Origin of the sequence: Rosenbergiella metrosideri (assembly GCF_022602565.1) — a bacterium.
Lineage (GTDB): Bacteria > Pseudomonadota > Gammaproteobacteria > Enterobacterales > Enterobacteriaceae > Rosenbergiella > Rosenbergiella metrosideri.
In genome coordinates this window covers 60,997-84,091 of record NZ_JALBCV010000012.1, presented here as the reverse complement: position 1 = coordinate 84,091, position 23,095 = coordinate 60,997, and the positions used below count along the sequence as shown (strand labels likewise).

Annotated in this window: 24 protein-coding genes; 16 read left to right on the top strand and 8 right to left on the bottom strand. The window is 45.3% G+C overall.

Annotation, left to right across the window (positions count from 1 at the left end; all coding sequences use genetic code 11):
* The 7 genes from MKR94_RS12080 to MKR94_RS12050 all read left to right on the top strand — a co-directional run.
* A partial coding sequence (locus MKR94_RS12080) for a UDP-galactopyranose mutase (RefSeq protein WP_277755656.1) occupies window positions 1–509 on the top strand: 509 nt, incomplete at its 5' end.
* Window positions 510–539: 30 nt separating this feature from the next.
* Entirely contained in the window at window positions 540–1,961 is a 1,422-nt protein-coding gene (locus MKR94_RS12075) for a mannose-1-phosphate guanylyltransferase/mannose-6-phosphate isomerase (RefSeq protein ID WP_241647138.1), read from the top strand.
* Window positions 1,962–1,970: 9 nt separating this feature from the next.
* Window positions 1,971–3,347, top strand: coding sequence for a phosphohexomutase domain-containing protein (locus tag MKR94_RS12070; protein ID WP_241647137.1), 1,377 nt, complete (start codon window positions 1,971–1,973; stop codon window positions 3,345–3,347).
* A gap of 41 nt (window positions 3,348–3,388) precedes the next feature.
* On the top strand, window positions 3,389–4,585 hold the full coding sequence (manA, locus tag MKR94_RS12065; RefSeq protein WP_241647136.1) for a mannose-6-phosphate isomerase, class I: 1,197 nt from the start codon (window positions 3,389–3,391) through the stop codon (window positions 4,583–4,585).
* 30 nt (window positions 4,586–4,615) lie between these two features.
* Entirely contained in the window at window positions 4,616–5,470 is an 855-nt protein-coding gene (gene rfbD, locus MKR94_RS12060; protein ID WP_241647135.1) for a dTDP-4-dehydrorhamnose reductase, read from the top strand.
* Window positions 5,471–5,599: 129 nt separating this feature from the next.
* Window positions 5,600–5,863 carry a DUF2778 domain-containing protein gene (locus MKR94_RS12055; protein WP_241647134.1) on the top strand — a complete coding sequence of 88 codons (264 nt, stop codon included), beginning with the start codon at window positions 5,600–5,602 and terminating at the stop codon, window positions 5,861–5,863.
* 248 nt (window positions 5,864–6,111) lie between these two features.
* A complete protein-coding gene (locus MKR94_RS12050) occupies window positions 6,112–6,321 on the top strand; it encodes a hypothetical protein (protein WP_241647133.1) in 210 nt (69 codons plus the stop codon).
* 60 nt (window positions 6,322–6,381) lie between these two features.
* On the opposite strand, the gene MKR94_RS12045 is transcribed toward MKR94_RS12050, so the two are convergent.
* The 6 genes from MKR94_RS12045 to MKR94_RS12020 form a co-directional block, all read right to left on the bottom strand.
* Window positions 6,382–7,329, bottom strand: a complete 948-nt coding sequence (locus tag MKR94_RS12045; protein WP_241647132.1) for a Csu type fimbrial protein — start codon at window positions 7,327–7,329, stop codon at window positions 6,382–6,384.
* On the bottom strand, window positions 7,326–9,695 hold the full coding sequence (locus tag MKR94_RS12040) for a fimbria/pilus outer membrane usher protein (RefSeq protein ID WP_241647131.1): 2,370 nt from the start codon (window positions 9,693–9,695) through the stop codon (window positions 7,326–7,328). Before MKR94_RS12040 ends, MKR94_RS12045 begins: the two co-directional genes overlap by 4 nt.
* On the bottom strand, window positions 9,692–10,465 hold the full coding sequence (locus MKR94_RS12035) for a fimbrial biogenesis chaperone (protein ID WP_241647130.1): 774 nt from the start codon (window positions 10,463–10,465) through the stop codon (window positions 9,692–9,694). Before MKR94_RS12035 ends, MKR94_RS12040 begins: the two co-directional genes overlap by 4 nt.
* Window positions 10,466–10,468: 3 nt before the next feature.
* Window positions 10,469–10,963, bottom strand: coding sequence for a Csu type fimbrial protein (locus MKR94_RS12030; protein WP_241647129.1), 495 nt, complete (start codon window positions 10,961–10,963; stop codon window positions 10,469–10,471).
* A 41-nt stretch (window positions 10,964–11,004) separates the two neighbouring features.
* Window positions 11,005–11,553, bottom strand: coding sequence for a Csu type fimbrial protein (locus tag MKR94_RS12025; RefSeq protein WP_241647128.1), 549 nt, complete (start codon window positions 11,551–11,553; stop codon window positions 11,005–11,007).
* 561 nt (window positions 11,554–12,114) lie between these two features.
* Entirely contained in the window at window positions 12,115–12,273 is a 159-nt protein-coding gene (locus MKR94_RS12020) for a hypothetical protein (RefSeq protein WP_241647127.1), read from the bottom strand.
* Window positions 12,274–12,685: 412 nt separating this feature from the next.
* Between MKR94_RS12020 and manA (MKR94_RS12015) the strand changes: the two genes are divergently transcribed.
* From manA (MKR94_RS12015) to MKR94_RS11995, 5 genes are all read left to right on the top strand, one after another.
* The gene (gene manA / locus MKR94_RS12015) at window positions 12,686–13,897 is read left to right on the top strand and encodes a mannose-6-phosphate isomerase, class I (RefSeq protein ID WP_241647126.1); all 1,212 of its coding nucleotides are present in this window, start codon (window positions 12,686–12,688) and stop codon (window positions 13,895–13,897) included.
* Between the two features lie 177 nt (window positions 13,898–14,074).
* The gene (gene manX / locus MKR94_RS12010) at window positions 14,075–15,037 is read left to right on the top strand and encodes a PTS mannose transporter subunit IIAB (protein WP_241647125.1); all 963 of its coding nucleotides are present in this window, start codon (window positions 14,075–14,077) and stop codon (window positions 15,035–15,037) included.
* Between the two features lie 52 nt (window positions 15,038–15,089).
* A complete protein-coding gene (locus tag MKR94_RS12005; protein WP_241647124.1) occupies window positions 15,090–15,890 on the top strand; it encodes a PTS mannose/fructose/sorbose transporter subunit IIC in 801 nt (266 codons plus the stop codon).
* Window positions 15,891–15,900: 10 nt separating this feature from the next.
* Complete coding sequence (locus MKR94_RS12000; protein WP_241647123.1) at window positions 15,901–16,749, top strand: PTS mannose transporter subunit IID; 849 nt, start codon at window positions 15,901–15,903, stop codon at window positions 16,747–16,749.
* Window positions 16,750–16,794: 45 nt separating this feature from the next.
* Window positions 16,795–17,259 (top strand): DUF986 family protein, encoded by a 465-nt coding sequence (locus MKR94_RS11995; protein ID WP_241647122.1) that lies wholly within the window; start codon window positions 16,795–16,797, stop codon window positions 17,257–17,259.
* 17 nt (window positions 17,260–17,276) lie between these two features.
* Here the strand turns inward: MKR94_RS11995 and MKR94_RS11990 are convergent, their stop codons facing one another.
* Entirely contained in the window at window positions 17,277–18,194 is a 918-nt protein-coding gene (locus MKR94_RS11990) for a LysR family transcriptional regulator (RefSeq protein ID WP_241647121.1), read from the bottom strand.
* Between the two features lie 120 nt (window positions 18,195–18,314).
* Between MKR94_RS11990 and hpxD the strand changes: the two genes are divergently transcribed.
* Both hpxD and MKR94_RS11980 read left to right on the top strand, forming a co-directional pair.
* Window positions 18,315–19,346, top strand: coding sequence for a molybdenum cofactor-independent xanthine hydroxylase subunit HpxD (gene hpxD, locus MKR94_RS11985; RefSeq protein ID WP_241647120.1), 1,032 nt, complete (start codon window positions 18,315–18,317; stop codon window positions 19,344–19,346).
* Window positions 19,347–19,354: 8 nt separating this feature from the next.
* Window positions 19,355–20,323, top strand: a complete 969-nt coding sequence (locus MKR94_RS11980; RefSeq protein ID WP_241647119.1) for a PDR/VanB family oxidoreductase — start codon at window positions 19,355–19,357, stop codon at window positions 20,321–20,323.
* A 42-nt stretch (window positions 20,324–20,365) separates the two neighbouring features.
* On the opposite strand, the gene MKR94_RS11975 is transcribed toward MKR94_RS11980, so the two are convergent.
* A complete protein-coding gene (locus tag MKR94_RS11975) occupies window positions 20,366–20,686 on the bottom strand; it encodes a hypothetical protein (protein ID WP_241647118.1) in 321 nt (106 codons plus the stop codon).
* 375 nt (window positions 20,687–21,061) lie between these two features.
* Here MKR94_RS11975 and MKR94_RS11970 point away from each other — a divergent pair, with 375 nt between their 5' ends.
* Both MKR94_RS11970 and MKR94_RS16990 read left to right on the top strand, forming a co-directional pair.
* The gene (locus tag MKR94_RS11970; RefSeq protein WP_241647117.1) at window positions 21,062–22,228 is read left to right on the top strand and encodes a nucleotide sugar dehydrogenase; all 1,167 of its coding nucleotides are present in this window, start codon (window positions 21,062–21,064) and stop codon (window positions 22,226–22,228) included.
* 463 nt (window positions 22,229–22,691) lie between these two features.
* Window positions 22,692–22,817 (top strand): hypothetical protein, encoded by a 126-nt coding sequence (locus MKR94_RS16990; protein ID WP_277755654.1) that lies wholly within the window; start codon window positions 22,692–22,694, stop codon window positions 22,815–22,817.
* Window positions 22,818–23,095 lie beyond the last annotated feature (278 nt).

The following is a 23,095-nucleotide window of genomic DNA, read 5'->3' as shown; positions in this document are numbered from 1 at the left end:
ATAAATGTAAATATGATAATAAATTTAAGGAAAATCATGATCATATTATTTGGACGGGAAAGATTGATGAGTGGTTCAATTATTCCTTGGGTAAATTAAAGTATAGAACTTTAAAATTCGAGAAAAATTTTTACGATGGTGACTTTCAAGGCGTTGCTGTTATGAACTATGGTGAAAGTAATATTCCTTACACTAGAATATCTGAACATAAACATTTCACACCCTGGGAATCGCATGAAAAATCGATTTATTTTAAAGAGTTCAGTTCACTGTGTGGTGATAACGATATTCCTTATTACCCTATAAGATTAGTCAATGATAAAATTCTATTAGAAAAATATTTTTCTTTGGCTAGAAATGATTCTGGTATAACTTTCGCTGGACGATTAGGCAGCTATCGTTATATGGATATGGATGTAACTATAAATGAAGCGTTAGAGTTATCAGAAAAAATGATTAAAGATATTAATGATAAGAACAGTATTAAGTCTTTTTACCATGAATTTTAATTTTTATTATAATTCTATTGAGGTATTTTTATGATTCTTCCTGTAATAATGGCAGGTGGTACTGGGAGTAGACTATGGCCCCTGTCTCGTGAACATTATCCTAAGCAATTTTTATCACTTGATAATAGTTTTTCTATGCTTCAAAATACTATTCAACGCCTAGATGGTGTTGATACTCTAAATCCACTAGTTATATGTAATCAAGAACACCGTTTTCTTGTCGCCGAACAATTACGGAAAATAGATAAGTTAACAAATAATATTTTGTTAGAACCTGTTGGACGTAATACAGCTCCAGCAGTGGCTTTAGCCGCTTTAAAATCCTTGTCTAAGGATAATGATCCAATTATTTTAGTACTAGCTGCAGATCATGTAATCGATGACACTCCTGAATTTCACTCAATTATAAATAAAGCAATAGAATATGCTAAAAATGACAAGCTAGTAACTTTTGGTATAGTACCGAAAACTCCTGAAACTGGTTACGGCTATATTAAAAGAGGTCAGGATTTTAAAGTGGATACATCTGAATCTTTTTATGTAGATAGTTTTGTAGAGAAACCTGATATCATAACAGCACAGTCCTATATTGAATCTGGTGAGTATTACTGGAATAGTGGTATGTTCATGTTCAAGGCTAGTAAGTATATCGCTGAATTGAATAAGTATAGACCTGACATTTTATCTATATGTGAAGATTCAATAAATTCATCTACATCTATTTCTGAATTTATTAATATACCTCATGACATTTTCAAAAACTGTCCTGATGAATCTATAGATTATGCAGTAATGGAAAAAACTAAGGATGCTGTTGTCATTAGTTTAGATGCTGGTTGGAACGATGTAGGATCATGGTCAGCACTATGGGATGTTAGTTCTAAAGACAACGACGGTAATACTATTACTGGAGATGTTTGGGCTAAAAATAGCTATAATTGTTATATAAACTCAGACAATAAATTCGTAGCTACTATAGGTATTAATAATCTTGTCGTAGTAAATACTAAAGATGCTGTTTTAGTAATGAACAAAGATGAATCCCAAGATGTTAAGAAAATTGTAGAATATTTGAAAAGTTCCAAGAGAAGGGAACACATTCATCATTGTCAAATTTATAGGCCTTGGGGACATAGTGATAATATAGACCAAACTCCTCGTTTTAATATTAATAAAGTGACAGTCAAACCCGGAGGGGCGTTTTCACTCCAACTTCATCATCATCGGGTGGAACATTGGGTAATATTATCTGGTACTGCGAAAGTTTCGATTGATGAAAAAGAGTTTTTACTTACTGAAAATCAATCTACTTTCATTCCTATTGGTGTTAAACATAGTTTAACCAACCCAGGAAAAATTCCTCTCGAAATTTTGGAAATTCAATCAGGTTCTTATTTAGCTTCAGATGATATTATAAGAATTAAAGATCAATATGGTCGTTGTGATAATTAGGGTATTCAAATGTCAAATTTAACTTGTTTCAAAGCTTATGATATTCGTGGTGAATTAGGTGCAGAACTTAATGTTGATATAGCTTACCGCATTGGAAGAGCCTACGGGCAATTTCTTAAGCCAAAGAACATAGTTGTAGGTGGTGATGTACGTTTGACAAGTAAGTCTTTAAAAAATGCTTTAGCTGAAGGGTTGATGGATGCTGGTGTCAATGTGATTGACATTGGCGTAACTGGTACTGAAGAAGTCTATTTTGCAACTTTTCATTTGGAAACTGATGGTGGTATTGAAGTAACAGCTAGCCATAATCCAATGAATTATAACGGAATGAAATTAGTTCGTGCTAATGCTGAACCGATAAGTGGTGATTCTGGTTTATCCGATATAAAATTTTTAGCAGAAGAGAACAATTTCATAGATGTCGAAAGTAAAGGCTCATTGAGTAAACTATCTACTCTTGTCGAGTACGTCGATCATTTGATGGAATATATTAATAAGGATAATTTTACTAGGCCACTTAAGCTAGTGATAAACTCTGGAAATGGAGCCGCAGGACATGTAATTGATGAGCTAGAAAAAAGGTTCACAAATATTGGTATCCCCTTAACTTTCATTAAAGTTAACAATGAGCCCGATGGAAATTTTCCTAATGGCATTCCTAATCCTTTACTGCCAGAATGTCGTTCAGATACAGCTGATGCAGTTAAGCTACATAAAGCTGACATGGGAATTGCTTTCGATGGTGATTTTGATCGATGTTTTTTCTTTGATGATAATGCTAAGTTTATCGAAGGATATTATATCGTAGGCCTTTTAGCAGAAGCTTTTCTTCAAAAAAATCCGGGTGAAAAAATCATCCATGATCCGAGGTTGTATTGGAATACAGTTAATACAGTCACAAATAATGGTGGTGAACCAATTTCTTCTAAAACTGGTCATGCTTTTATCAAGGAAAGGATGAGGAAAGAAGATGCTATCTATGGCGGTGAGATGAGTGCGCACCACTACTTTAGAGATTTTTCATATTGTGATAGTGGAATGATCCCGTGGTTACTTGTAGCTGAGTTATTATGTCTTAAAAATAAAACATTAAGTGAGTTTGTAGTTGATGCTCAATCAGCATTTCCAGCTTCAGGGGAAATAAATAGAAAAATTGAAAATGCAAGCCAAACTATCGACTTTATTCATCGTGAATTTGAAAATGAGGCTATTTCTATTGACTTTACTGATGGTTTAAGTATGGAGTTCACAGATTGGCGATTTAATTTGCGTACATCAAATACTGAACCTGTGATTCGATTGAATGTTGAATCAAGAGGTAAACATAACCTTATGATTGAAAAAACAGATCTTCTTTTATCACTAATTAACACAGAGGTTTGTTAAAAATATTTAATCCGGTTTTCTTACTTTTTTTGAGATTGAAAATGTATAAATTAATTAATCAAATACAAGATTATGACTGGGGCTGTAGAAATGCTATTAGTGAATTTTTTTCTCTCAAAAATCATAAAAATATTCCAATGGCTGAGATTTGGATGGGTGCTCATCCAAAACTCAGCTCTAAAATTTTAGTGGACGATGAGTTAATAAATCTTGATGAATTTATATTACACAATCCAGTAATGGCTCTAGGTGAAGTGAATTATAAGAGGTTTTCACGCCTACCTTATCTTTTCAAAATTTTAGCAGCGGATAAACCTTTATCAATCCAGGTTCACCCTAATTTGCCAGCTGCAAAAAAAGGTTTTCTGAAAGAAAATAAAATAGGCTTGCCCTTATCAAGTAGTTTTAGGAATTATCAGGACGATAATCATAAGCCTGAGTTAATCTATGCTTTGTCAAAATTTTCTGCGATGAACGGATTTAGGGAACTAAAAGAAATATCTCGTTTTTTAAGTGACCTTGATCTTAATATTTCACAAACTAAAGAGTTCATTGCTAATCCTGATTTTTCTAAATTAGAGTCTCTATTTATCTATCTACTTACCTTAAAGGAAGGGGTTAAAGTCGATTACTTATCTCACTTGATTAAATATTCAGAAAATAGAAAATATTCTCCCTGGAAAGATATAACTGAGATTTCAAAATATTGGCCCAATGATGTTGGGTTATTCATGCCGCTTCTACTTAATATCATTGTTTTAGAGCCGGGTGATGCTATGTTCTTAGATGCCTGTACCCCTCATGCTTATCTGAAGGGGTTAGGGCTAGAGATCATGGCAAGTTCAGACAATGTTTTACGAGCTGGGTTGACTAATAAACATATTGATATCAATGAGTTATTTTCTAACGTAAATTTCTTATCCAAGCCTTATGATGAACTTCTGTGCAACCCAGTGAAATATGAGAATTTTATTAAGTACCAAGTACCGGTTGATGACTTTGAGATGTCCATTTTAGATGTAAATGGTGAATACACTGTTGGTAATAATAACTCTCCTATAATTGCCTTTTGTTTACATGGCTCTATAGAATTTTATGATGGTATAAACTATATTGAATCAAATATTGGAGAGTCGATATTTATTCCTGCTAGAAATCTATCATTCCACGTTAGTGGGAAAGGCAAATTAGTTTTAGCATCTGTTGGTAATAATGAATTTACTGTGGACCATAATTAACTGTCTTCATAAACTTAAAAAAGATATAAAATGAAAATCCTCCTAACAGGCGCTAACGGCCAGCTTGGCCGTTGTCTACAAGATCTCTTTCCAAAAACGGCTGAAGTTCTTGCACTGGGTTCTGCTGAATTAGATATCAGCAACCAATCTGCCGTGAATATCCAAGTTGAACAGTTCCAACCTGCCATTATCATTAATGCCGCCGCCTACACTGCGGTCGACAAGGCTGAATCAGAGCCAGAGCAGGCGGCAGCGGTTAATACTTATGCGCCTGCCTACCTAGCCAGTGCGGCAAAGAAAGTCGGTGCTAAGTTCGTTCATGTTTCGACTGACTATGTCTTCGAAGGTAATGGCTCACAGCCTTATACCGAGTCAGATGCAGTCTATCCTTTAGGGGTATACGGCAAGACTAAATTAGCCGGTGAATTATTGGTGCAAAGTATTTTACCTGAAGCGATCATTATCCGTACCGCATGGGTGTTTAGCGAATACGGTAATAACTTCGTCAAAACTATGCTGCGTTTAGCGAAAGACCGCCCAGAGCTGGGCATTGTCGGTGACCAACTCGGTTGTCCTACCTACGCAGGGGATATTGCTAAGGCGATTCTTGCTACCTTAGAAAAATCGGCTCCAGGTGGCATCTACCATTTTTGTGGTGATGAACAAGTGAGTTGGGCAGAGTTTGCGTCGGCGATCTTCGAACAGGCGGAACAACAAGGTAAATTAGCCTCGCAGCCTAAGGTTAATGCAATCACTACTGCCGATTTTCCAACACCGGCCAAGCGTCCTGCTTACTCGGTAATGTCCACCACTAAGATTGGTGAGTTCACCGCTGCCTCGCCATGGCGTCAATCGTTATCCACTGTGTTATCGCGTTTAGATTAAGTATACCTAGACCACCTTCGGGTGGTCCCTTCAGACTCTCCCCGAAATCCTCTCATCACTTTGAATTTCATTGATATTCCTCCAGCACCTTATCTTTTAAGCTGGTGCCTCGCGACTTTGCGGGTGACTATGCCATGGATTGATCAGCAATCGGCGGGGCGTTTTTATCATAATCAACAGCTTATCGAGCAAGGTTATAGTGGCTTCCCACCTGATGTTAATCGTGCCGACTCTCAACATCTCCCTAACTCAGGACCTATCCCGATAGGGGACTATCGCATCGGAAAAGTTACCACTTCCCCGCGCTCCTCTCACCCTCGTTTTACCTCCCGCACCCCATACTATTATGTTTGGCCGGCACAACTTTCGTATTCATCGCGACAGTATATCTAAGCCAGGTTATGCCTCACAGGGCTGTATCATCTTGTCGGCTCGCACACGCCAACTTATCGCTAACTCAGCCGATCGACTTTTGAGGGTAATAAAATGAAAGCGTTTCTATTAGGCCTATTCAGTCTTTATTTTCGCTCAGCTGCTTATGCGTCGCCGAATATTGACTATTCTACGACTGGGCAGCACAAGTTACGCTGGCAACGCTTCGTCATCAAGGTTACGAACCTCACCCCTTATCAAAAGTCGAATTGCTGTCGCACTCAGTGGTACGTCTGCGCTTCCCGCCTCTAAAATATGGTGAGCGCTATAGTCAAACGCTATTGATCACCGTGATCTCTACTCGTCCGGATCGACCTACTAAACGCTTTATTGTGAATACGATAGCGTCTGATCAAGGGTGCTCAATGGCGGATCCCGTCATTATCGATGCCTCGCTAATGGGCGAAGACCAGCCTTGAGCAGGTATGCGTGATGGCGTGGGACCTCCGCCAGGTAAGCCAATACCTTGAATTGGCTTTTTAATAACTCACCGTCACCGTAATGGTATCGCTATAACTGCCTGCTGGTTGGTTACTCTGGTTAGGATTGACGATGGCGGTATAGCTTAGCGTCTGTGTGCTACCTGTGCCTACTTTGCTCAGCGTGTTGGTATCCGTCCACACCGTGCCATCGCTCTGTTGTAGTTGATATTGCAGGTAAGAGGTACCGCTGCTGGTCGTGGCACTCATTTGCCGCCAGTTACCGCTAGTTGCATTACTGCTGGCTAAATTTACTTTATAGCTGGCGTTACTGGTGCATCGTACCCCGAGCGCTGCAGAGACTTTTCCGAAGTCTACAGGCAGTGCCGCGCTACCAAAATCGACATCGGGTGCGGTGTCGATCGCGCAATCATTGGTCACCACCAGGGTTATGCTAATAGTTGAAGTTGCGGTACCTGTTTCATAGAGGCAACCAATTGCTCCGCCAATAGAGCAGATTTTATAGTTCCAGCTTAAGGTCAATAGATCTGTGTAGGTCCCTGCAGGTACATTGATGCCGCTAGGGGTCTTTAGATAAAGGGGCAGCGTACCATCACTGGAGTTAAACAGTCCGAGTAAGCCGATTAAACTTGTCGAACGCCAGGTTTTTGAACTGCCAATGCTGTAGGTCGTGCTACAGGCGCTATCACCGCACAAGGTATAGGGAATATAGCTACCGGTACTGCTGCTATATAAGCGAGGGGTTGTGCTTGAAGTATGGCTCGAACTCGCGAAAGTTAGAGTAATGGTATTAGTACCAAAAAGTGTCAATATGCTACCCGAACAGGTAAACCCAGTACCGGATTGGACCAGCTGTGCGCTACTGGCGAGGGAAAAAGAACTTAAACTGCCAAAGCTGGTGCTGCTGGAGCTGGCAGTACAGGCAGCAAAGCTTGTGGAACAACAAAATAGGCCGAATAGCAGAATAATGGTGAGCAGCGATTTCATGGCACGGATTCCTGACTACGTGGGGTGAGTGCGCAGGTGATGGTTTCAGCCTGCAAAGCATTGTCGCGTTCACGACTTTTTATAGGCTGGGTACAGGTAGAGCCAGCTATCAGCACGGAAATTCGGCTATTAAGGGGGGAGTCTTCGAACCAAGCTTGGCCCCCGTAGCCAATCAACGTGGCTTCTCCACTGTTTAGCTCCTTGACTACCGTCCCCTGCGGTAACGGTTGGTGATCCTGATCGACTATCGTTAATAAAAGTGGGTGCGTTTGATGCATCGCGAAGGTGACTAATGCACCGCTCCCTTCTCTCACTGCCACATGTCGTTCAATGCTAGGTAGCGACATATTCGGTGGCAGCGTAAGGGGGTCGATGGTGAGCTTGGCCGGGTACCAAGCACTAACGTTAGCAACTAATAAATGACCCTGTGAGTTGGTTTTACCGAGATAGCGGTTCTCGTAATTGACTGGAATATCCTTAAAGCCACTGGTACTCACCACGATAAAGGCATCGTTAATTTTACTACTTGCGAACAGATCATTATCCATCCACACCAAAGAGCCACTGATATCCGCCCATTGGCTATGGCTGGATGAACTGCCGTAAACTCCGCCGCTTAATAATGCGTAATTACTTTTCCAAGCTAGGTTAGCCTGCCGGTATCCAGAAGACGTCGTCGAGGCGGCTAAGTTCCAGCCCAATCCGCCTTCAGTCGGCGTGGAGTGGCTATAGGTTATGGTTTGTGTGCTGTGGTTATCTACCGCTCTGCGCTGAGCAATCGCTATAGAGCTATCGTCCGCCAGCGGGATAACCAGTTGTAGTTGACCTGCAACGCCGCTATCCCCCAAGGTCTTATTTAATGAGAGATTAAGGCTGCTATTACCCCACAGGCTCTTGCTCCAGGAAAGGTTGGCTAAACGTGTACGAGTATTGTCGTGTGAGGTGATATCGAAATAACCTAGGCCGATACTGCCTAGCGCCCCCCCTAAGGGAGAAAAACTTAAGGTGGCTTGCTCAGCTTGATGGCTGAGTGTCGCCGAGGTATCGTAAACCGACAGATCACTAAAGTGAGCGCTACGCTGGGTATGGCTTAAGTTAAGATTAAATAAGGACGAGACCCAAGAGTAACCAACCGCAAACTGTTGTCCAGATTGTTGCGCTTGGGATTGACTGGCGCTCAGTGACAGGGTCCCCCATCGCCATGGCACGATATCTAGCCCGACGCCGCCTTTTACCAAACCTTGCCGAGCCTCACCTTGTATCGCCGTGGTCAAATAATGGGTTAAACCATAACGATAAAAACTACTGACCGCACCAGCATTATAGTCAGCACTGCGCGAGCCGTAATGAGTGCGCAGAGCGCCTGCACTGAAGTCGTAATCACTTAATCCAGGGCTAAGCAATTGGTTTGCGACATAGAACGGAATAGTGGTTTCGACTTGTCGACCTAAGGCATCGGTCGTCACCACCGTTGCCTCGCCGGAGCCATTGATATAAGGGGTGTTGGTCAGCGTCCAAGGTCCCGCATTGACGCTATTGTTACTGGTCTTATAGCCATTAATAAACAGATCGATACTGCTCGGTACGGCGGCGGTACCGTTAAGGGTTAATAGGGGATAGGTGACCAAGTCGGGACGAATGGAAAAGTTTCGGCTAACACGCAGCCCGCCTAAACGCACGGAGTTACTCCAACTTAATGAGTTACTGACCACATCACCCAATTGGTAACTCACCATCTTATCAATATCGCTATAACGCCAGGTTGTGTCGTAGCGCAAATAGCCTTCTGAGATTGAGCTATCTCCCCGCCAATTTTTACGAAAGGTTCCCGTATTCGATAAATAGCCGTCATTTGAAAAATAACGCTGTTCCAGCCAAAGGGCGGAATATCGACTGCTATGGTTGGTATTAATCGAATAGGCGTCGTAGGTAAATAATAGCCCTCGCGCGCTACTTATCGCTTGGTTAGCCGTCGTATTCCCGCCAAAGGCTTGTAACGGTAGCCAGGCTTCGGGCACCGTCAATTTCAAGACTTGATGAAGACTATCGTAGAGCACGATGACGTCTGGCAGCCTGTTAATATCGACCCAGTCGTCTTGGCTGTCAGTGTGAATATAATATTTTTTCAGTACGCTGTTCTGCACATAATAGTGTTGGTGACGTACCTTTACTTGAGTCACAACGCCGTCATTACGGCCATTAGTGTCGAGGGATAGCCAAAGGGAATAACCGGTTGCATTAGCCTTTAAGGTAGTAGGTTTTGGTAGCGCATCGTACTCTGCACCATAGGAAAAGGGTTCATATACAAGGGCGGCTAGGATCACTAGCCAGCCGCTGTGCAGTTTTATAAACTTTAGGGCGATCATTCGCTTACAGTTATGATCGGGCCATTGTCATCGAGTTTTGCGTAAAGGTGGTCACCGTCGATGGCAGCAGAACCTGGTGTGAGGGGGAAATCCATCGACTGTCCAGCCAGTACATAGCCGAGTAATCCCTTATTCACCACCACAGCTGAGTTATCGAGGGTTGGCTTAGTCGCAAAAAAGGCTTGCGTGAGACGCGCATGGACAATACCGCTATTACGAATCGTTAAGTAACGCTGGCCTTGGCGAGTCGTTATTCGCCACGTTAGGCTGGGTAGCGTGGCACTCGCACTGCTTCGAGGTTTATCTGTGCGGGGTTTGGTCCAAATCCCTTGGGCATAGGTAAAGAGTGGTAAAACGTAGCGCATTTGCAGTTGTAAACCGGCGCTCTCTTTGGCGCTATCACCGTCAGTGGGCGGGAGTTGATCGAGAATAATCCGGTAAGCATTCTCACCCGCTGCAGGGGGCGGAGCAGTTCTTATCAAGCGGATAAGCTGTTTTTGCTTCGGCGGGATCACCACAAAAGGGGGACTGGCCACGACATCGGATTGGTCTGCGTAGTGATCCTCTGCGTTACGCTGCTGCCAACTTAAGATCCTCGCTTGTAGATGAACCTCACTGTTTCCACGGTTTTCTAACCACAGAGCGCTCCCTTGTTGGTCTGCTTCTATCACTTGCAAAATAGGCCAGACCAGCAAAACATTCCCAGCGTAACCGAACGCCGAAATACATAATAAGGAAATTAATAGCGAGAGTTTTTTTATCAGTTTCATGATTCAATACGCCAAAGTCACCGTAACGGTATCTGTGTAAGTCCCTGCGGTAGGGACGGTACTACTCGAAAATAGCCGGCCATATACGGGATAAGTTTGAGTGGTTTGCGGAAAGGCGCTGATACTGTAGGTCAAAGAACCCTCCCCCCAAACCGTACTGTGTGCGGCATCCTGGTAGAGCTGATATCCCAGTAACTGTGAGCCATTGGATAGATAACGCTTAGTCGCACTGCCACCGTTGACGCCATAATCCAATGAAATAGTGACCGCCGTTCCAGGTGTACAGGTCACCACAATCGACCCTGCCCCAACGCTGCTGGTGGCATCGACATTATCGGACAGGGCTGCCTGGGTACCGAAGCTTAGTGTTCCAAGATCCGTTGTGTTAGTTGCCGAGCTGGTTCCTAGCGCACAACCGCTGGTGATGACCGCCGATACCGTAAAGGTATCAGTGGTGGTGCTCGCCACAGCATTGCGTAGGTACATTGCACCGATCATCAGGATCCATCCCCTTAAGTAATGCGCTCGGCGTTGAGACATTACCAACTAAGTGTCGCGGTAACCGTATCGGTATAGGTGCCGGCGGTCGGCGCGCTTGAGAGCTGATCAGAAGGGATGATACGGCCATAGATAGGAATATTCTGCGCAGTACCATCGGATGTGAGGGAGATACTGCCATCGACGGCAATTTCTTTACTGTACGAGGCATCAGAATAGAGGCGGTAAGGAATGGTGGTACTGCCTGAAATCATAGAGCGGAGGTTTTTAGCAGTTTCATTCACGCCACCATCGAGCTTAAGTGTCGGCGATAACCCTGAAGTACAGGTGACAGTAACGGTATCTGTACCATTTGACCCGAGTACAGTACCGTTAATAATATTCGATAAATCAGCATAGGTACCGAAATTAATACTGCCCCATTCGTTCACTGTACCCTTGGAATTATTATTACCAACCGTACAGCCTTCACTGATCGTTACCTGGACGCCAATTTGGCCACTAAGCGTACCTAGCACGGTATTGGCATAAGATGAAAAGGTTGTAAAAGGGAATAGCGCGCATAGCAATAAAACGGGTCTTAAATTCATTTAACACCTCATAGAATAATTATATTTTTTTTGTTTGAAGAACGTAAAAATTAGCAACTAAGAATAATCTTATTTTAAGGTAATTAAGTCAATTAGAGGGGTGAATAAATAATGAAAGTGTTTTGTCAGGATTTAGTAAAATTGAGGGTTATGTTATGAGTTTATAACTAAAAAGTATTATAAAATTAACCATGATGAGGTGATGGCGTGAGTGTTAATAAACGTCCTTTAAGGTAATTAACTCGTAAAAACAATAATTTGTGGGTTTTTGATCTTATTAAAATATGGCCCGTTTTGTACTTGAGAGAATAGTGACTTGTATTGAGTCGTAAGAAGAATGTTATATCATCACCGATGATACCATGAAAAATTTTAATCAAATTTTAGGATGATAATGATAATGATAATGATAATTAAAACGTTTATTTAATCGGTTTTACCATCCCAATTAAATAGAGTTTAATAAATATTCCTCACAAAAAGTGACTCAGCGGTTGTTTACAGCGTGAGTTCTCCCTTAATTTTATTAATTGTAATAACGATATCCGGACGCTGTCTGGTTTATTTCATTCGCGCATCGCTAAACCGATTATTTAATTCTATCCATTCTCGGCCAAGGCAGTAATAACCTTTTATGAGTGCTGCAAAAATATCCGCATAGAGGGTGAGTCGCGCAGACGCTTGCAGGCAGATGCCACCCAAGAAGGGAGCATCTGTCACTGACGCGTTCCCACATCGCCAGTGAACGCGCCTAGATTAGCCCTGAACGAGGGACCGGCAGCGATCCTCCCCGCGGTTTGGCGGCGAAGTCTCTGATTGTGCATCGATGCAACACTAAGGGGCTGCCAACATTGTGACCAGCACCCAGTTTCTCGTCTCTCAGCCTCTTTTTGCAGTATAAATCAGCCCTAGTTCACAGTTTCGTCCAGCCAATTGGCGTAGCAATAGGGGAGTCAACCCCGTTAAGGAAAGTCCCATCATCAGGAGGATATTGTGCCAAGATATCATGTTAATACAGGACAACTATTTCCCTATTTAATTAGCGCTTATTCAGAAAAGATCAAACACTCTACCTTGTTCCACTTTAGGGGAAACCTCCTCTGTCCACTCTGGTTATTTCGGGTGGCACGCCATGTATAAACTGCAAAATTGCGTACAGCGCTATGCATGGGGCTCGCCCACCGCGCTGACCGAGCGTTTTGGTTTCGCCAACCCTGAACGTTTACCGATGGCTGAAGTGTGGATGGGGGCGCACCTGAGTGCCAGTTCTCAGGTCGTCATTCGAGGAAATTGGCAGAGCCTCGCGGCTGAGATTGCATCCCATCCACTCTCGATGCTTGGACAAGCGACCTATCAAACCTTTCAGCAACTGCCTTTTTTGGTCAAACTGTTGGCAGTGGAGCGGCCCTTGTCGATTCAAGTACATCCTACAAGAGACGTCGCTCAGCGAGGATTCAGACGTGAAAATAAGGCACATATCCCGCTCAATGCCCCCACTCGAAACTATCGAGATGCGAATCATAAGCCAGAGTTGGTTTACGCGTTAACACCTTTCAAGGCACTAAAAGGCTTCAAACCTTTCGACGAGATCGCTAGAGCCTTTCAGCGACTCAATTGGGATCATCCCGCCGTTGATCTTTTTATCGATAATCCAACTAGCAACGCACTGCAACAGCTGTTTAGTAGCTGTCTGCGGCTGGCGGAGGATGACAAACAGCGAGTCTTAACACACCTGCTGCACAGCGTAGAGCAGCAAGAGCAGCCAATTGGGCAGACGGTAAGAATGATAGCGGAAGTGTGGCCCACCGATCTTGGGTTATTAATGCCCTTATTCCTGAATATTATCACTCTGCAGCCGGGGGAGGCTCTCTATTTGGCCGCCGGTACCCCCCATACCTATCTGCAGGGCGTCGGCATAGAAGTTATGGCTAATTCCGATAATGTGCTACGGGCAGGGTTGACGACTAAACATATTGATATCGAAGAATTGGTGGCTAACGTCCAGTTTCAAGAAGATAAGGCCGAGCAGCGTCGTTTAGCTCCCATCATTAGCGGTAACCAGTACTGCTATCAAGTCCCCGAGTCAGACTTCAGCCTATCAATTATTACCCTTACCTCGACCTGTCGCATTTCGACCCAAGGCCTACCGCAACTGATACTGTGCTTGGAGGGCGTGCTTGACTTGAGTACGGCGCAGCAAGCCTTGACGCTATCGCTCGGTGAATCGCTCTTTATACCGGCAGATCAAGAGGCTTTTACAATCAAAGGGCAGGGGCAGATCGCGGTAACAACGGTCGGATCACGCCAGGCACCGATCACTATTACACCGATCGATAATCGATGAGAGCCGCTAAATGTGATCGACCACAAATATATGGTTTGACCTTACTGAGTTTATAGAGGAATAGATGGTTCAAATCACATCTTTACATTTGATTAGTGCATACACTGCCTTGGTTTTCTAGGCGTTAGGATTTGTCGATCCTTTCCCCACTGACCGGACTACAGAACAGGGGGTCTCTTGACGATAGCAATTATCATCGCAACGCACGGACGAGCAGCCGAGCAGTTGCTGAAGACAACGGAAATGTTATTAGGTGAACAAGATAATGTTGGCTTTATCGATTTTATTCCCGGCGAAAATACGGAGATATTGATTGATAAATACAACAGCATGCTGTCACGTCTTACAACCACACAGGGGGTGATCTTTCTTACCGATACTTGGGGAGGAAGCCCGTTCAATGCTGCCTCCCGCTTAGCCAGTGAGCATCCCGATTACAGGGTGCTGGCCGGCGTCAATATTCCCATGTTAATTGAGACATTAATGGCTCGCGATGATAGTCCTAGCCTTGAACAGCTGGTCGACATCGGATTGGAAGCCGGAAGGGAGGGGGTTAAAGCCTATCAACATCCCGCCTCCTACGTCGCCGAACCGTCATCTGCGACGCCCGCGCCTCCGGTCAGCTCGCCTATACCGTCACAGCACGGCGTGATGCAATTTGGCTTAGTACGAATCGACGATCGACTTATTCATGGTCAAGTCGCCACGCGCTGGACGAAAGAGACCGGAGTGACGCGGATCATTGTGGTGAGCGATGAGGTGGCGGCCGATCAGGTCCGCAAAACCTTACTTAAGCAGGTGGCGCCTCCCGGCGTTACCGCCCATGTGGTGGATGTCGCAAAAATGCTTCGCGTGTACGCCAATCCTGCCTATGCCGGTGAACGGGTGATGTTGTTGTTCACCAATCCCAGCGAGGTCTTACGCGTTGTCGAAGGTGGGGTAACGATCCAGACAGTCAACATCGGCGGCATGGCCTATCGCCAAGGTAAAACGATGGTAACGAATGCCGTCTCTGTCGACCAACAGGATATCGACGCATTTACTCAATTGGCAGCGAAAGGCATCGAGCTTGAGGTACGTAAAGTCTCTTCCGATACTCGGCTAGGGATGATCGACCTACTTAACAACGTTTCGGTGTAGAGGCACTCACGCAACGTAGCCGACAATTTTACTCGTCTAGAGGAGAAGGTTAATGGAGATCAGTACGCTTCAGATTACACTCGTATTTATCGTCGCTTGTATTGCCGGAATGGAATCTATTCTTGATGAGTTTCAATTTCACCGTCCGCTAGTGGCTTGCACCCTCATCGGTCTGGTGCTTGGCGACATCAAATCTGGGATTATCATTGGCGGGACATTGGAGATGATTGCACTGGGATGGATGAATATTGGTGCTGCGGTGGCACCGGATGCGGCACTCGCCTCAATCATCTCGACTATTTTAGTTATCGCCGGGCAGCAAAGCATTGGGGCCGGTATTGCTCTCGCCATTCCTTTGGCCGCAGCCGGCCAGGTTTTCACCATCATCGTTCGCACCCTCACCGTAGGCTTTCAACATGCTGCAGACCGCGCCGCCAATAACGGTAATGTAACCTTACTCTCTTGGATCCATGTTTCGGCACTGTTCCTACAAGCGATGCGTATTGCCATCCCCGCGCTGATTGTCGCCATCTCAGTGGGAACCAGCGAAGTTCAGCAACTGTTAAGCAATATTCCCGCAGTGGTGACCAACGGGTTAAATATTGCTGGAGGCATGATCGTGGTGGTGGGTTACGCCATGGTGATTAACATGATGCGAGCAGGCTACCTTATGCCATTTTTCTACCTTGGCTTCGTGACTGCGGCATTCACTGACTTCAACTTAGTGGCCTTAGGGGTAATCGGCACTGTTATGGCAATACTCTATATCCAGCTCAGCCCGAAATACAATCGTTCAGCAGTCACTTCCCGTCCCGCGGCAACGCCGCAGGATCTCGATAATGAATTAGATTAGGGATAACGTTATGGTCGATAACACACAGCTAACCGAAAAAAAACTGACAAAAAGTGATATCCGTGGCGTCTTTATTCGCTCTAATCTCTTCCAAGGATCATGGAACTTCGAGCGTATGCAGGCTTTGGGGTTTTGCTTCTCGATGATCCCAGCGATTAAACGGCTTTACCCAGAAAATAATGATGCTCGGCGCCAAGCGATTAAACGCCACCTTGAGTTCTTCAACACCCATCCCTATGTCGCCGCACCGATCTTAGGCGTTACCCTCGCGATGGAAGAGCAGCGAGCCAACGGTGCCCCGATTGATGATGGCGCAATTAATGGTATTAAGGTCGGATTGATGGGCCCCTTGGCCGGTGTCGGCGACCCCATTTACTGGGGAACCGTTCGTCCGGTGTTTGCCGCATTAGGCGCCGGTATTGCCCTGAGCGGTAGCCTTCTGGGGCCAATATTATTTTTTGTGCTGTTCAATGCAGTACGCCTGCTCACTCGCTACTACGGAATTGCCTACGGGTATCAGAAAGGCATTGATATCGTCAAAGATATGGGGGGCGGCTTCCTGCAGAAACTCACAGAAGGGGCGTCGATTCTCGGGTTATTTGTGCTAGGGGCCTTGGTCAATAAATGGACACATGTCAATATCCCCCTAGTGGTATCAAGAGTACCTGATGCAGCGGGTAACGAGACCGTTACCACGGTGCAGAATATCCTTGATCAGCTGATGCCAGGACTGGTTCCCCTATTGCTCACTTTTGGCTGCATGTGGTTATTACGAAATAAGGTGAATGCGCTGTGGATCATCATAGGGTTTTTTATCATCGGTATTATCGGCTTCTGGTCTGGGCTACTGGGCGTTTAATCTATTGCCTGAGCGGGAAGCTAAGGCAAAGGTTCAGGAGGCATTATGACACTGCAGACAGTTATTCTCGGTACTATCGTGATCCTCTGTGCAGCCTTAGCGGTCTATAGCGAGTGGCTAAGACCGTTGCGCTATCCGCTGACGCAATGGACCATCCCTTTACGTCGATTATCGCGTAAAGATTGGGGAATAGTCACTGTGCTGCTACTGGTGGTATTTATTCAGCAGCGGTTGCGCGCAGAAGGCTATCTGAATAGCGGATTACTGTTAGGATTGATTTTGCTGACCCTTTGGTATGGCTGGATACGCCAGCCCATCGCGCGGGTCAGCGCTGAGGGGATAGTGATTAATGGACAATTTATTCGGTGGGCCCACATTAAGCATTACCACCTTACCGCAGAAGGAGCGTTAATTCTAACCTTGGCACAGCAGCAGGTCACACTCTGCGTCCAACACGCCGACGATTTACAACGTCTTTATCAGCATATTATTGCGCAGCCTAATCAATAACCTTCACTAAGGAGCAACTAAGCAAGATTTTTCCCCGCAATCACCTCAATGCTCTCATTTAATTGCTGTATGACCCGCTGCGCGGCGCGGGACAGTTGACGAGAAGGTGCAACACATAGTGCTAGGGTGAGTGGTGACGTTGGACTATTGTGTAGCGGAATAAAGGCCAAGTTATTCTGCTCTACATCATATTGAACATCGATTCGGCTAAGCATTGCGACACTACTGTTTTTCATTAGAAAGCGGCGAATCAAGGCAATATCGTTACAGACGATCGCATTGTCCATGGATAATGCCGCTCGCTGATACAGTGCGAGGACCCTGCCATGTACTACAAGATCTTCCCCCGGCAAGATATGCCGCTGCGCATGCAGATCACTGACCCGCAGAGTCTTTTTATTAGCCAAGGGATGCTGAGGCGAGAGGGCAACCCCGATCTCTAACTCACAAAAACTTCTCACCTCTAAACCGGCCACTTCGCCGGGATCGAGTAGTAGCCCGACATCAAGATTCGCGGTACGAAGCTGCTCGCCGATCGCTTGGCTACTATCGATCACAACCTCTAACGTCAGCCTGGGGTACTGCTCGACGAAACGTGCCAAACAGTCGGCGATCTCCCCTTGGTTAAGGGCTTGCACCAAACCGATCTTGACCTTACCTCGCTGTAAGCCTTGGATCTCATCGAACCGTTGCCGAGTAACCTCAAATTCCCGCTGCCAGCGCAATAGGTCGGCATAGAGCAGCTCGCCTGCGGTAGTCATCCTTAGCCCTTCAGCCAACCGTTCGAAGAGTGGCGTACCTAATGACTCCTCCGCCTGCAAAATCTGTCGGTTAATGGCGGACGCAGAGATATGTAACTGCTCTGACGCTTTACGTAGGCTACCGTGACGGACCACGGCGAGGAAGTACTGGGCGAAGCGCGAAAATGGGCTCATGGTTACTGTTCTCTTTTTTGCAACACTCTACTGAATTCTTAATGATGGATTGGAACAGTTAAAAGGTTTATCACTAAAGCCATAACAAAAACAGCTTTTCGTATGATTAAGGAATTCATTATGAGCAAAGTCACCTCTCCCGCACACTGTACTTTTGAGCCAGATGATTGGTTGAAATTGGCCGCACAATGGCATCCGGTCGCTCGGGCGATGGATATTAACGGTGCGCCCGTTAAAGCCGTGCTACTGGATGAACAGTTGGTGCTGTATCGACTTGCGGGGGAGGTGGTTGCTGCACGCGATGTCTGCCCACATCGGGGTGTCCCCTTAACCCTCGGCTTTCATGATGAAGCGGGTATCGTCTGCCCTTACCACGGCCTCCGTTTTGGCGAAGGCGGTAAATGTAATCGTATCCCATCGAGCCCAGGTCAACCGATCCCCGCCAAGCTTAATCTCTCGACCTTTGCTGTGGAAGAGCGCTACGGGCTGATTTGGGTCTGCCTGGCGCCCGATAGCGAAAAACCGGCCAAGCTACCGGTCATGCCGCACTGGGACACGGCTGGCTTTCAACAGATCAACTGCCCAGGTTTCGAGGTTAATGGCTTCGCCGGTCGACAAGTTGAAGGCTTCCTCGATGTCGCACACTTCGCGTGGATCCACACTGAAACCTTCGCCGATGCTAATAATCAACAGGTCCCAGACTATCAAGCAGTGGATCGTGAATACGGCTTTGATGCGGATTACTGGAGTACCGTTGGTAATTATCCGGCCAGTAGCGAGTTTCGTGCACCTGAAGGGTTTAAGTGGCTGCGTCATTTCGAAATGCATCTGCCTTTCACCGCTACTTTGACCATTCACTTCCCAGGTGAGGCCCGATTAGTGATTATGAATGCCGCTTCGCCGGTATCGGCGCGCAAAACGCGAATGTTTGCGCCGATAGCGCGTAATTTTGATCTCGATATTCCAGTAGAAGATGTCTATGCCTTTAACCAACGCGTCTTTGAAGAAGATCGACTGATGGTGGAAACCCAGATGCCAGAACGTCTGCCGCTCGATCTCAGTTTAGAGGCGCATATTCCTGCCGACCGTAGCTCCATCGCTTACCGCCGTGGATTAAAAAAGATGGGCTTTGGTGACTTCTTCTTAGTGTGAGGTGTGAAATGGAACAGTTATCGGTGATCGTAGAGAGTCTGTGTTTGCAGGGAACGGGTAACTTAGCCGTCAGCTTTGTACCGGACACCACGAATACCTTGTTACCGGCATGGGAGCCGGGGGCACATATTGATGTGCACCTTACCCCCGGACTGATACGGCAATATTCATTGACCGGATCCTGCAACGATCGCCGACGCTACGAGATTTGCGTGGCCCATGATGCGGCCTCTAGGGGGGGATCGCGTTATGTGCACCAACAATTACGGCCCGGCGATCGTCTCACCCTCTCTGCACCACGTAATCTCTTCGCACTGCAGCCCGCGAAGCGGGTGCTCCTAATCGCTGCGGGAATCGGTATTACGCCCCTCTATGCGATGGCTCTACAATTGGAGCAGCAAGGTATTGCCTTCACCTTACACTACTATTGTCGCTATGCTCAGCAGGCTGCTTACCAATCGGTATTGTCTGCGCCTTGGCAATATGGGGAATGTCATCTGTGGTTAAGCGAGGAGGGTAACAGTCCTCGACACCATCAGCCTGCTGAATTGGCGCAGCCCGATACCGACACTTTAATCTATCTTTGTGGTCCTGAAGATTTTATGCAGCACCAGCGAGAATCCGCACGGGCCTTAGGCTGGGCGGACGAGGCAATCTATAGCGAAGCCTTTAAACCCCCAGTGGCTAGCTGCGAGGCGGGAGACGACGAAACGTTTATCATTACTCTGGCATCGACTGGCCAACAATGGCCTGTGAGCGCACAGCAAACTATCGCCCAAGTCTTGCTAGAGCAAGGCGTCTCGATACCGCTTTCCTGTGAAATGGGAATGTGTGGGGCCTGTTTAACCAATGTTATTTCCGGGGAGGTTGATCACCGTGATACGGTGCAAAGTGAGCAGGAGAAGAGCGGACCGCAACAGCAGGTGGCCCTGTGCTGTTCTCGCAGTCGCAGTGAAGTGTTGGTTTTGGATCTTTGACAGAGCAGGTCCTATCCGAGGATAGGACCCAGACCCTATCGACTAGGGTGAAATGTCGTTTTTCAGATCTTCAGCACTCTCTTTAGTTTTGTCCCAGCCTTTCTCTACACCTTGCTTAGTGCTATGCCAGGCCTTTTGCGAGCCTTCAGAGATTTTACTGCTGGTGGTGTTCGCTTTCCCCTCAGCGGCATGCTTCGCTTTAAGTTTCTGCTGTGCGCCAGTATTTTGCGCTTCATGCAGTTTCTCTTTAGCGGTATCCGCCCCTTTATGCGCAGTCGCTAATGCCTCTTCACTTGCCTGGGTCGCAGCAAAGGCACCAAAAGAGAGGGTCAGGGCTGAAGCAAGAATCACTAATTTTTTCATTCTCATTCTCCATAAGGGATATATCGTTGTTAATTATAGTTCAGACATTATCTCGTGTGGCGCACTAATGAAAAAAAGAGATTACTCTGACCGGCTTGCCAAGCTCTCATTCGGTCGATGCTTGCTTTTACCTGCCGTTCTGAATAGCGCAATGGCACTTTGTTCTGTTCAGTGTAGCATTAAAGGCTTTTAACACTTTACACTTCGAACCTTTGCGGAAGGAAGCCGCCACGAGGGATAGAAAATTTTCTTTTAATCTGAAAATTAACGAGTTATGCAATTTGTTTTCGCGGAAAATACATAATGCAGGCATACTATCGGCCTTAAAAAATTAAATATTCTAATTATTCGACCCCAAATACAGGAAATCAGGTAATGAAGATTGCTATTGCTGGCACTGGTTATGTTGGACTTTCGAACGGCCTCTTACTTGCACAACATAATGAAGTGGTGGCGTTGGATATAGACCAGCAGAAGGTTGAAAAATTAAATAATAAACAATCGCCGATTGTCGATAAAGAGATTGAGTTTTACCTCGCCAATAAGCCGCTCAATTTTACCGCGACCACCGACAAACATTTTGCTTATCAGGATGCTGACTACGTCATTGTGGCGACACCTACCGACTACGATGTGGAGTCCAACTACTTTAATACGCGCAGTGTCGAATCGGTCATCAACGACGTATTAGCCATTAATCCGCAGGCGACCATCATCATTAAATCTACCATTCCGGTAGGATTTACCCGCGCGCTAAAAGAGAAGCTAGGCGTTGACAACATTATTTTCTCACCCGAGTTTTTACGTGAAGGTAAGGCCCTGTACGATAATTTACACCCTTCGCGTATCGTGGTCGGCAGCCAAAGCGCAGAGGCTAAGAAATTTGCCCAGTTATTAGCGGATGGGGCAGAGAAGCAAGATATTCCAGTACTCTTCACCGATGACACTGAAGCGGAAGCGATCAAGCTGTTTGCGAACACTTATCTTGCCCTGCGTATTGCCTACTTCAATGAGTTGGATAGCTATGCCGAACACCATGGCCTGGATGCTCGCCAAATCATTGAAGGGGTGAGTCACGACCCACGTATTGGTCATCACTATAATAATCCATCCTTTGGTTACGGCGGTTACTGCCTACCGAAAGACACCAAACAACTTCGTGCCAACTACGAGCAGGTGCCTAACAATATTATCAATGCGATTGTCGATGCCAACCGTACCCGCAAAGATTTTATTGCTGAAAGTATTTTGAAAAAGCAGCCCAAACGCGTGGGAATATATCGTCTGGTGATGAAAGCAGGATCGGATAACTTCCGTGCTTCTGCCGTCCAAGGTATTATGAAACGCCTGAAAGCTAAGGGCATCGAGGTCATGGTTTACGAACCGGTATTAAATGAAGAAACCTTCTTTAACTCACCGGTTACCCATGATCTGCAACAGTTAAAACAGCAGTGCGATCTCATCATTGCAAACCGTCTGGTTGAAGCGTTGCAGGATGTTCGGGAAAAAGTCTATACCCGTGATCTGTTTGGTAACGATTAATTTTTAAGACGGGAAAAGGCTGACTTTTGTCAGCCTTTTTTATCGCTATTAACGTCCAGAATGATTACCAGATCTCTTGGATTGGATTCTTCTCTAAAAAGAACGTTGCATGTTCCACTAACATTAAATAATGTGGAGCGCGAATATTGGGTTCTTAACCATAATTCAATCTTCTTATTGTAATTTTTTTATCGGTTAAAGAAATTTCAATGACAATATTCACTATCAAAATTTTCAAAATACGTGATACCTTTACTGTAGTGTTGAGTGAGGCATAAGTAATAGCCATCATAATTAGTAGAGCTCTCTTTGATCCAAAGAGAGGCTTCGACAGTGTAATCATCGATAATATAATTATCCCACTGTGTTTTTCCCGCCGAGCATGCTCGATAATGTCTTCGATATTATAATGTTCATGGATAGCAGATTTAATCTTATCGAGATAAGTTATAACGGTTTTTTCATGGATATTTTTCTGCTCCGTCGCGGTATCGACTCAACAACCATGACAAGTAGCGCTTGGGGGAATACCGAGACAACGTGTAAGCCTATCGATGGATTTGCCTATAGTCTGACCGCTAACCCATGACAAAATATAAAAAATAAGCCTACTCTTCACTATGGTTTCCACCCTTAAATAATCGGTAAGCGTTCGTGATGTGGCATCCCCTCGATGCAGGGTCTTTGACGATCCTATCGATGATTGCTTTCAGATTATTTTACTTAATCCTCTCTATTATTTTAGACTTCATCATAATAAAATTTATTCCGTAATAGGGTAGTGAAAACTATTACTAGGATTTTTTTATAACTTAAAGTTGAGTATGTAAGTAATCTTAAACTTATTGGGCTGGGATAAGACACGTA

Coding starts and splice junctions, on each gene's coding strand:
- MKR94_RS12075 (WP_241647138.1), top strand. CDS start 540: ATGATTCTTCCTGTAATAATGGCAGGTGGTACTGGGAGTAGACTATGG.
- MKR94_RS11970 (WP_241647117.1), top strand. CDS start 21,062: ATGAAGATTGCTATTGCTGGCACTGGTTATGTTGGACTTTCGAACGGC.
- MKR94_RS12055 (WP_241647134.1), top strand. CDS start 5,600: ATGCCATGGATTGATCAGCAATCGGCGGGGCGTTTTTATCATAATCAA.
- MKR94_RS12000 (WP_241647123.1), top strand. CDS start 15,901: ATGGTCGATAACACACAGCTAACCGAAAAAAAACTGACAAAAAGTGAT.
- MKR94_RS11995 (WP_241647122.1), top strand. CDS start 16,795: ATGACACTGCAGACAGTTATTCTCGGTACTATCGTGATCCTCTGTGCA.
- MKR94_RS12025 (WP_241647128.1), bottom strand. CDS start 11,553: ATGAATTTAAGACCCGTTTTATTGCTATGCGCGCTATTCCCTTTTACA.
- MKR94_RS12005 (WP_241647124.1), top strand. CDS start 15,090: ATGGAGATCAGTACGCTTCAGATTACACTCGTATTTATCGTCGCTTGT.
- manA (WP_241647126.1), top strand. CDS start 12,686: ATGTATAAACTGCAAAATTGCGTACAGCGCTATGCATGGGGCTCGCCC.
- MKR94_RS12040 (WP_241647131.1), bottom strand. CDS start 9,695: ATGATCGCCCTAAAGTTTATAAAACTGCACAGCGGCTGGCTAGTGATC.
- MKR94_RS12070 (WP_241647137.1), top strand. CDS start 1,971: ATGTCAAATTTAACTTGTTTCAAAGCTTATGATATTCGTGGTGAATTA.
- MKR94_RS11990 (WP_241647121.1), bottom strand. CDS start 18,194: ATGAGCCCATTTTCGCGCTTCGCCCAGTACTTCCTCGCCGTGGTCCGT.
- manA (WP_241647136.1), top strand. CDS start 3,389: ATGTATAAATTAATTAATCAAATACAAGATTATGACTGGGGCTGTAGA.
- hpxD (WP_241647120.1), top strand. CDS start 18,315: ATGAGCAAAGTCACCTCTCCCGCACACTGTACTTTTGAGCCAGATGAT.
- MKR94_RS16990 (WP_277755654.1), top strand. CDS start 22,692: ATGGATATTTTTCTGCTCCGTCGCGGTATCGACTCAACAACCATGACA.
- MKR94_RS11975 (WP_241647118.1), bottom strand. CDS start 20,686: ATGAAAAAATTAGTGATTCTTGCTTCAGCCCTGACCCTCTCTTTTGGT.
- MKR94_RS12030 (WP_241647129.1), bottom strand. CDS start 10,963: ATGATCGGTGCAATGTACCTACGCAATGCTGTGGCGAGCACCACCACT.
- MKR94_RS12035 (WP_241647130.1), bottom strand. CDS start 10,465: ATGAAACTGATAAAAAAACTCTCGCTATTAATTTCCTTATTATGTATT.
- MKR94_RS11980 (WP_241647119.1), top strand. CDS start 19,355: ATGGAACAGTTATCGGTGATCGTAGAGAGTCTGTGTTTGCAGGGAACG.
- rfbD (WP_241647135.1), top strand. CDS start 4,616: ATGAAAATCCTCCTAACAGGCGCTAACGGCCAGCTTGGCCGTTGTCTA.
- MKR94_RS12045 (WP_241647132.1), bottom strand. CDS start 7,329: ATGAAATCGCTGCTCACCATTATTCTGCTATTCGGCCTATTTTGTTGT.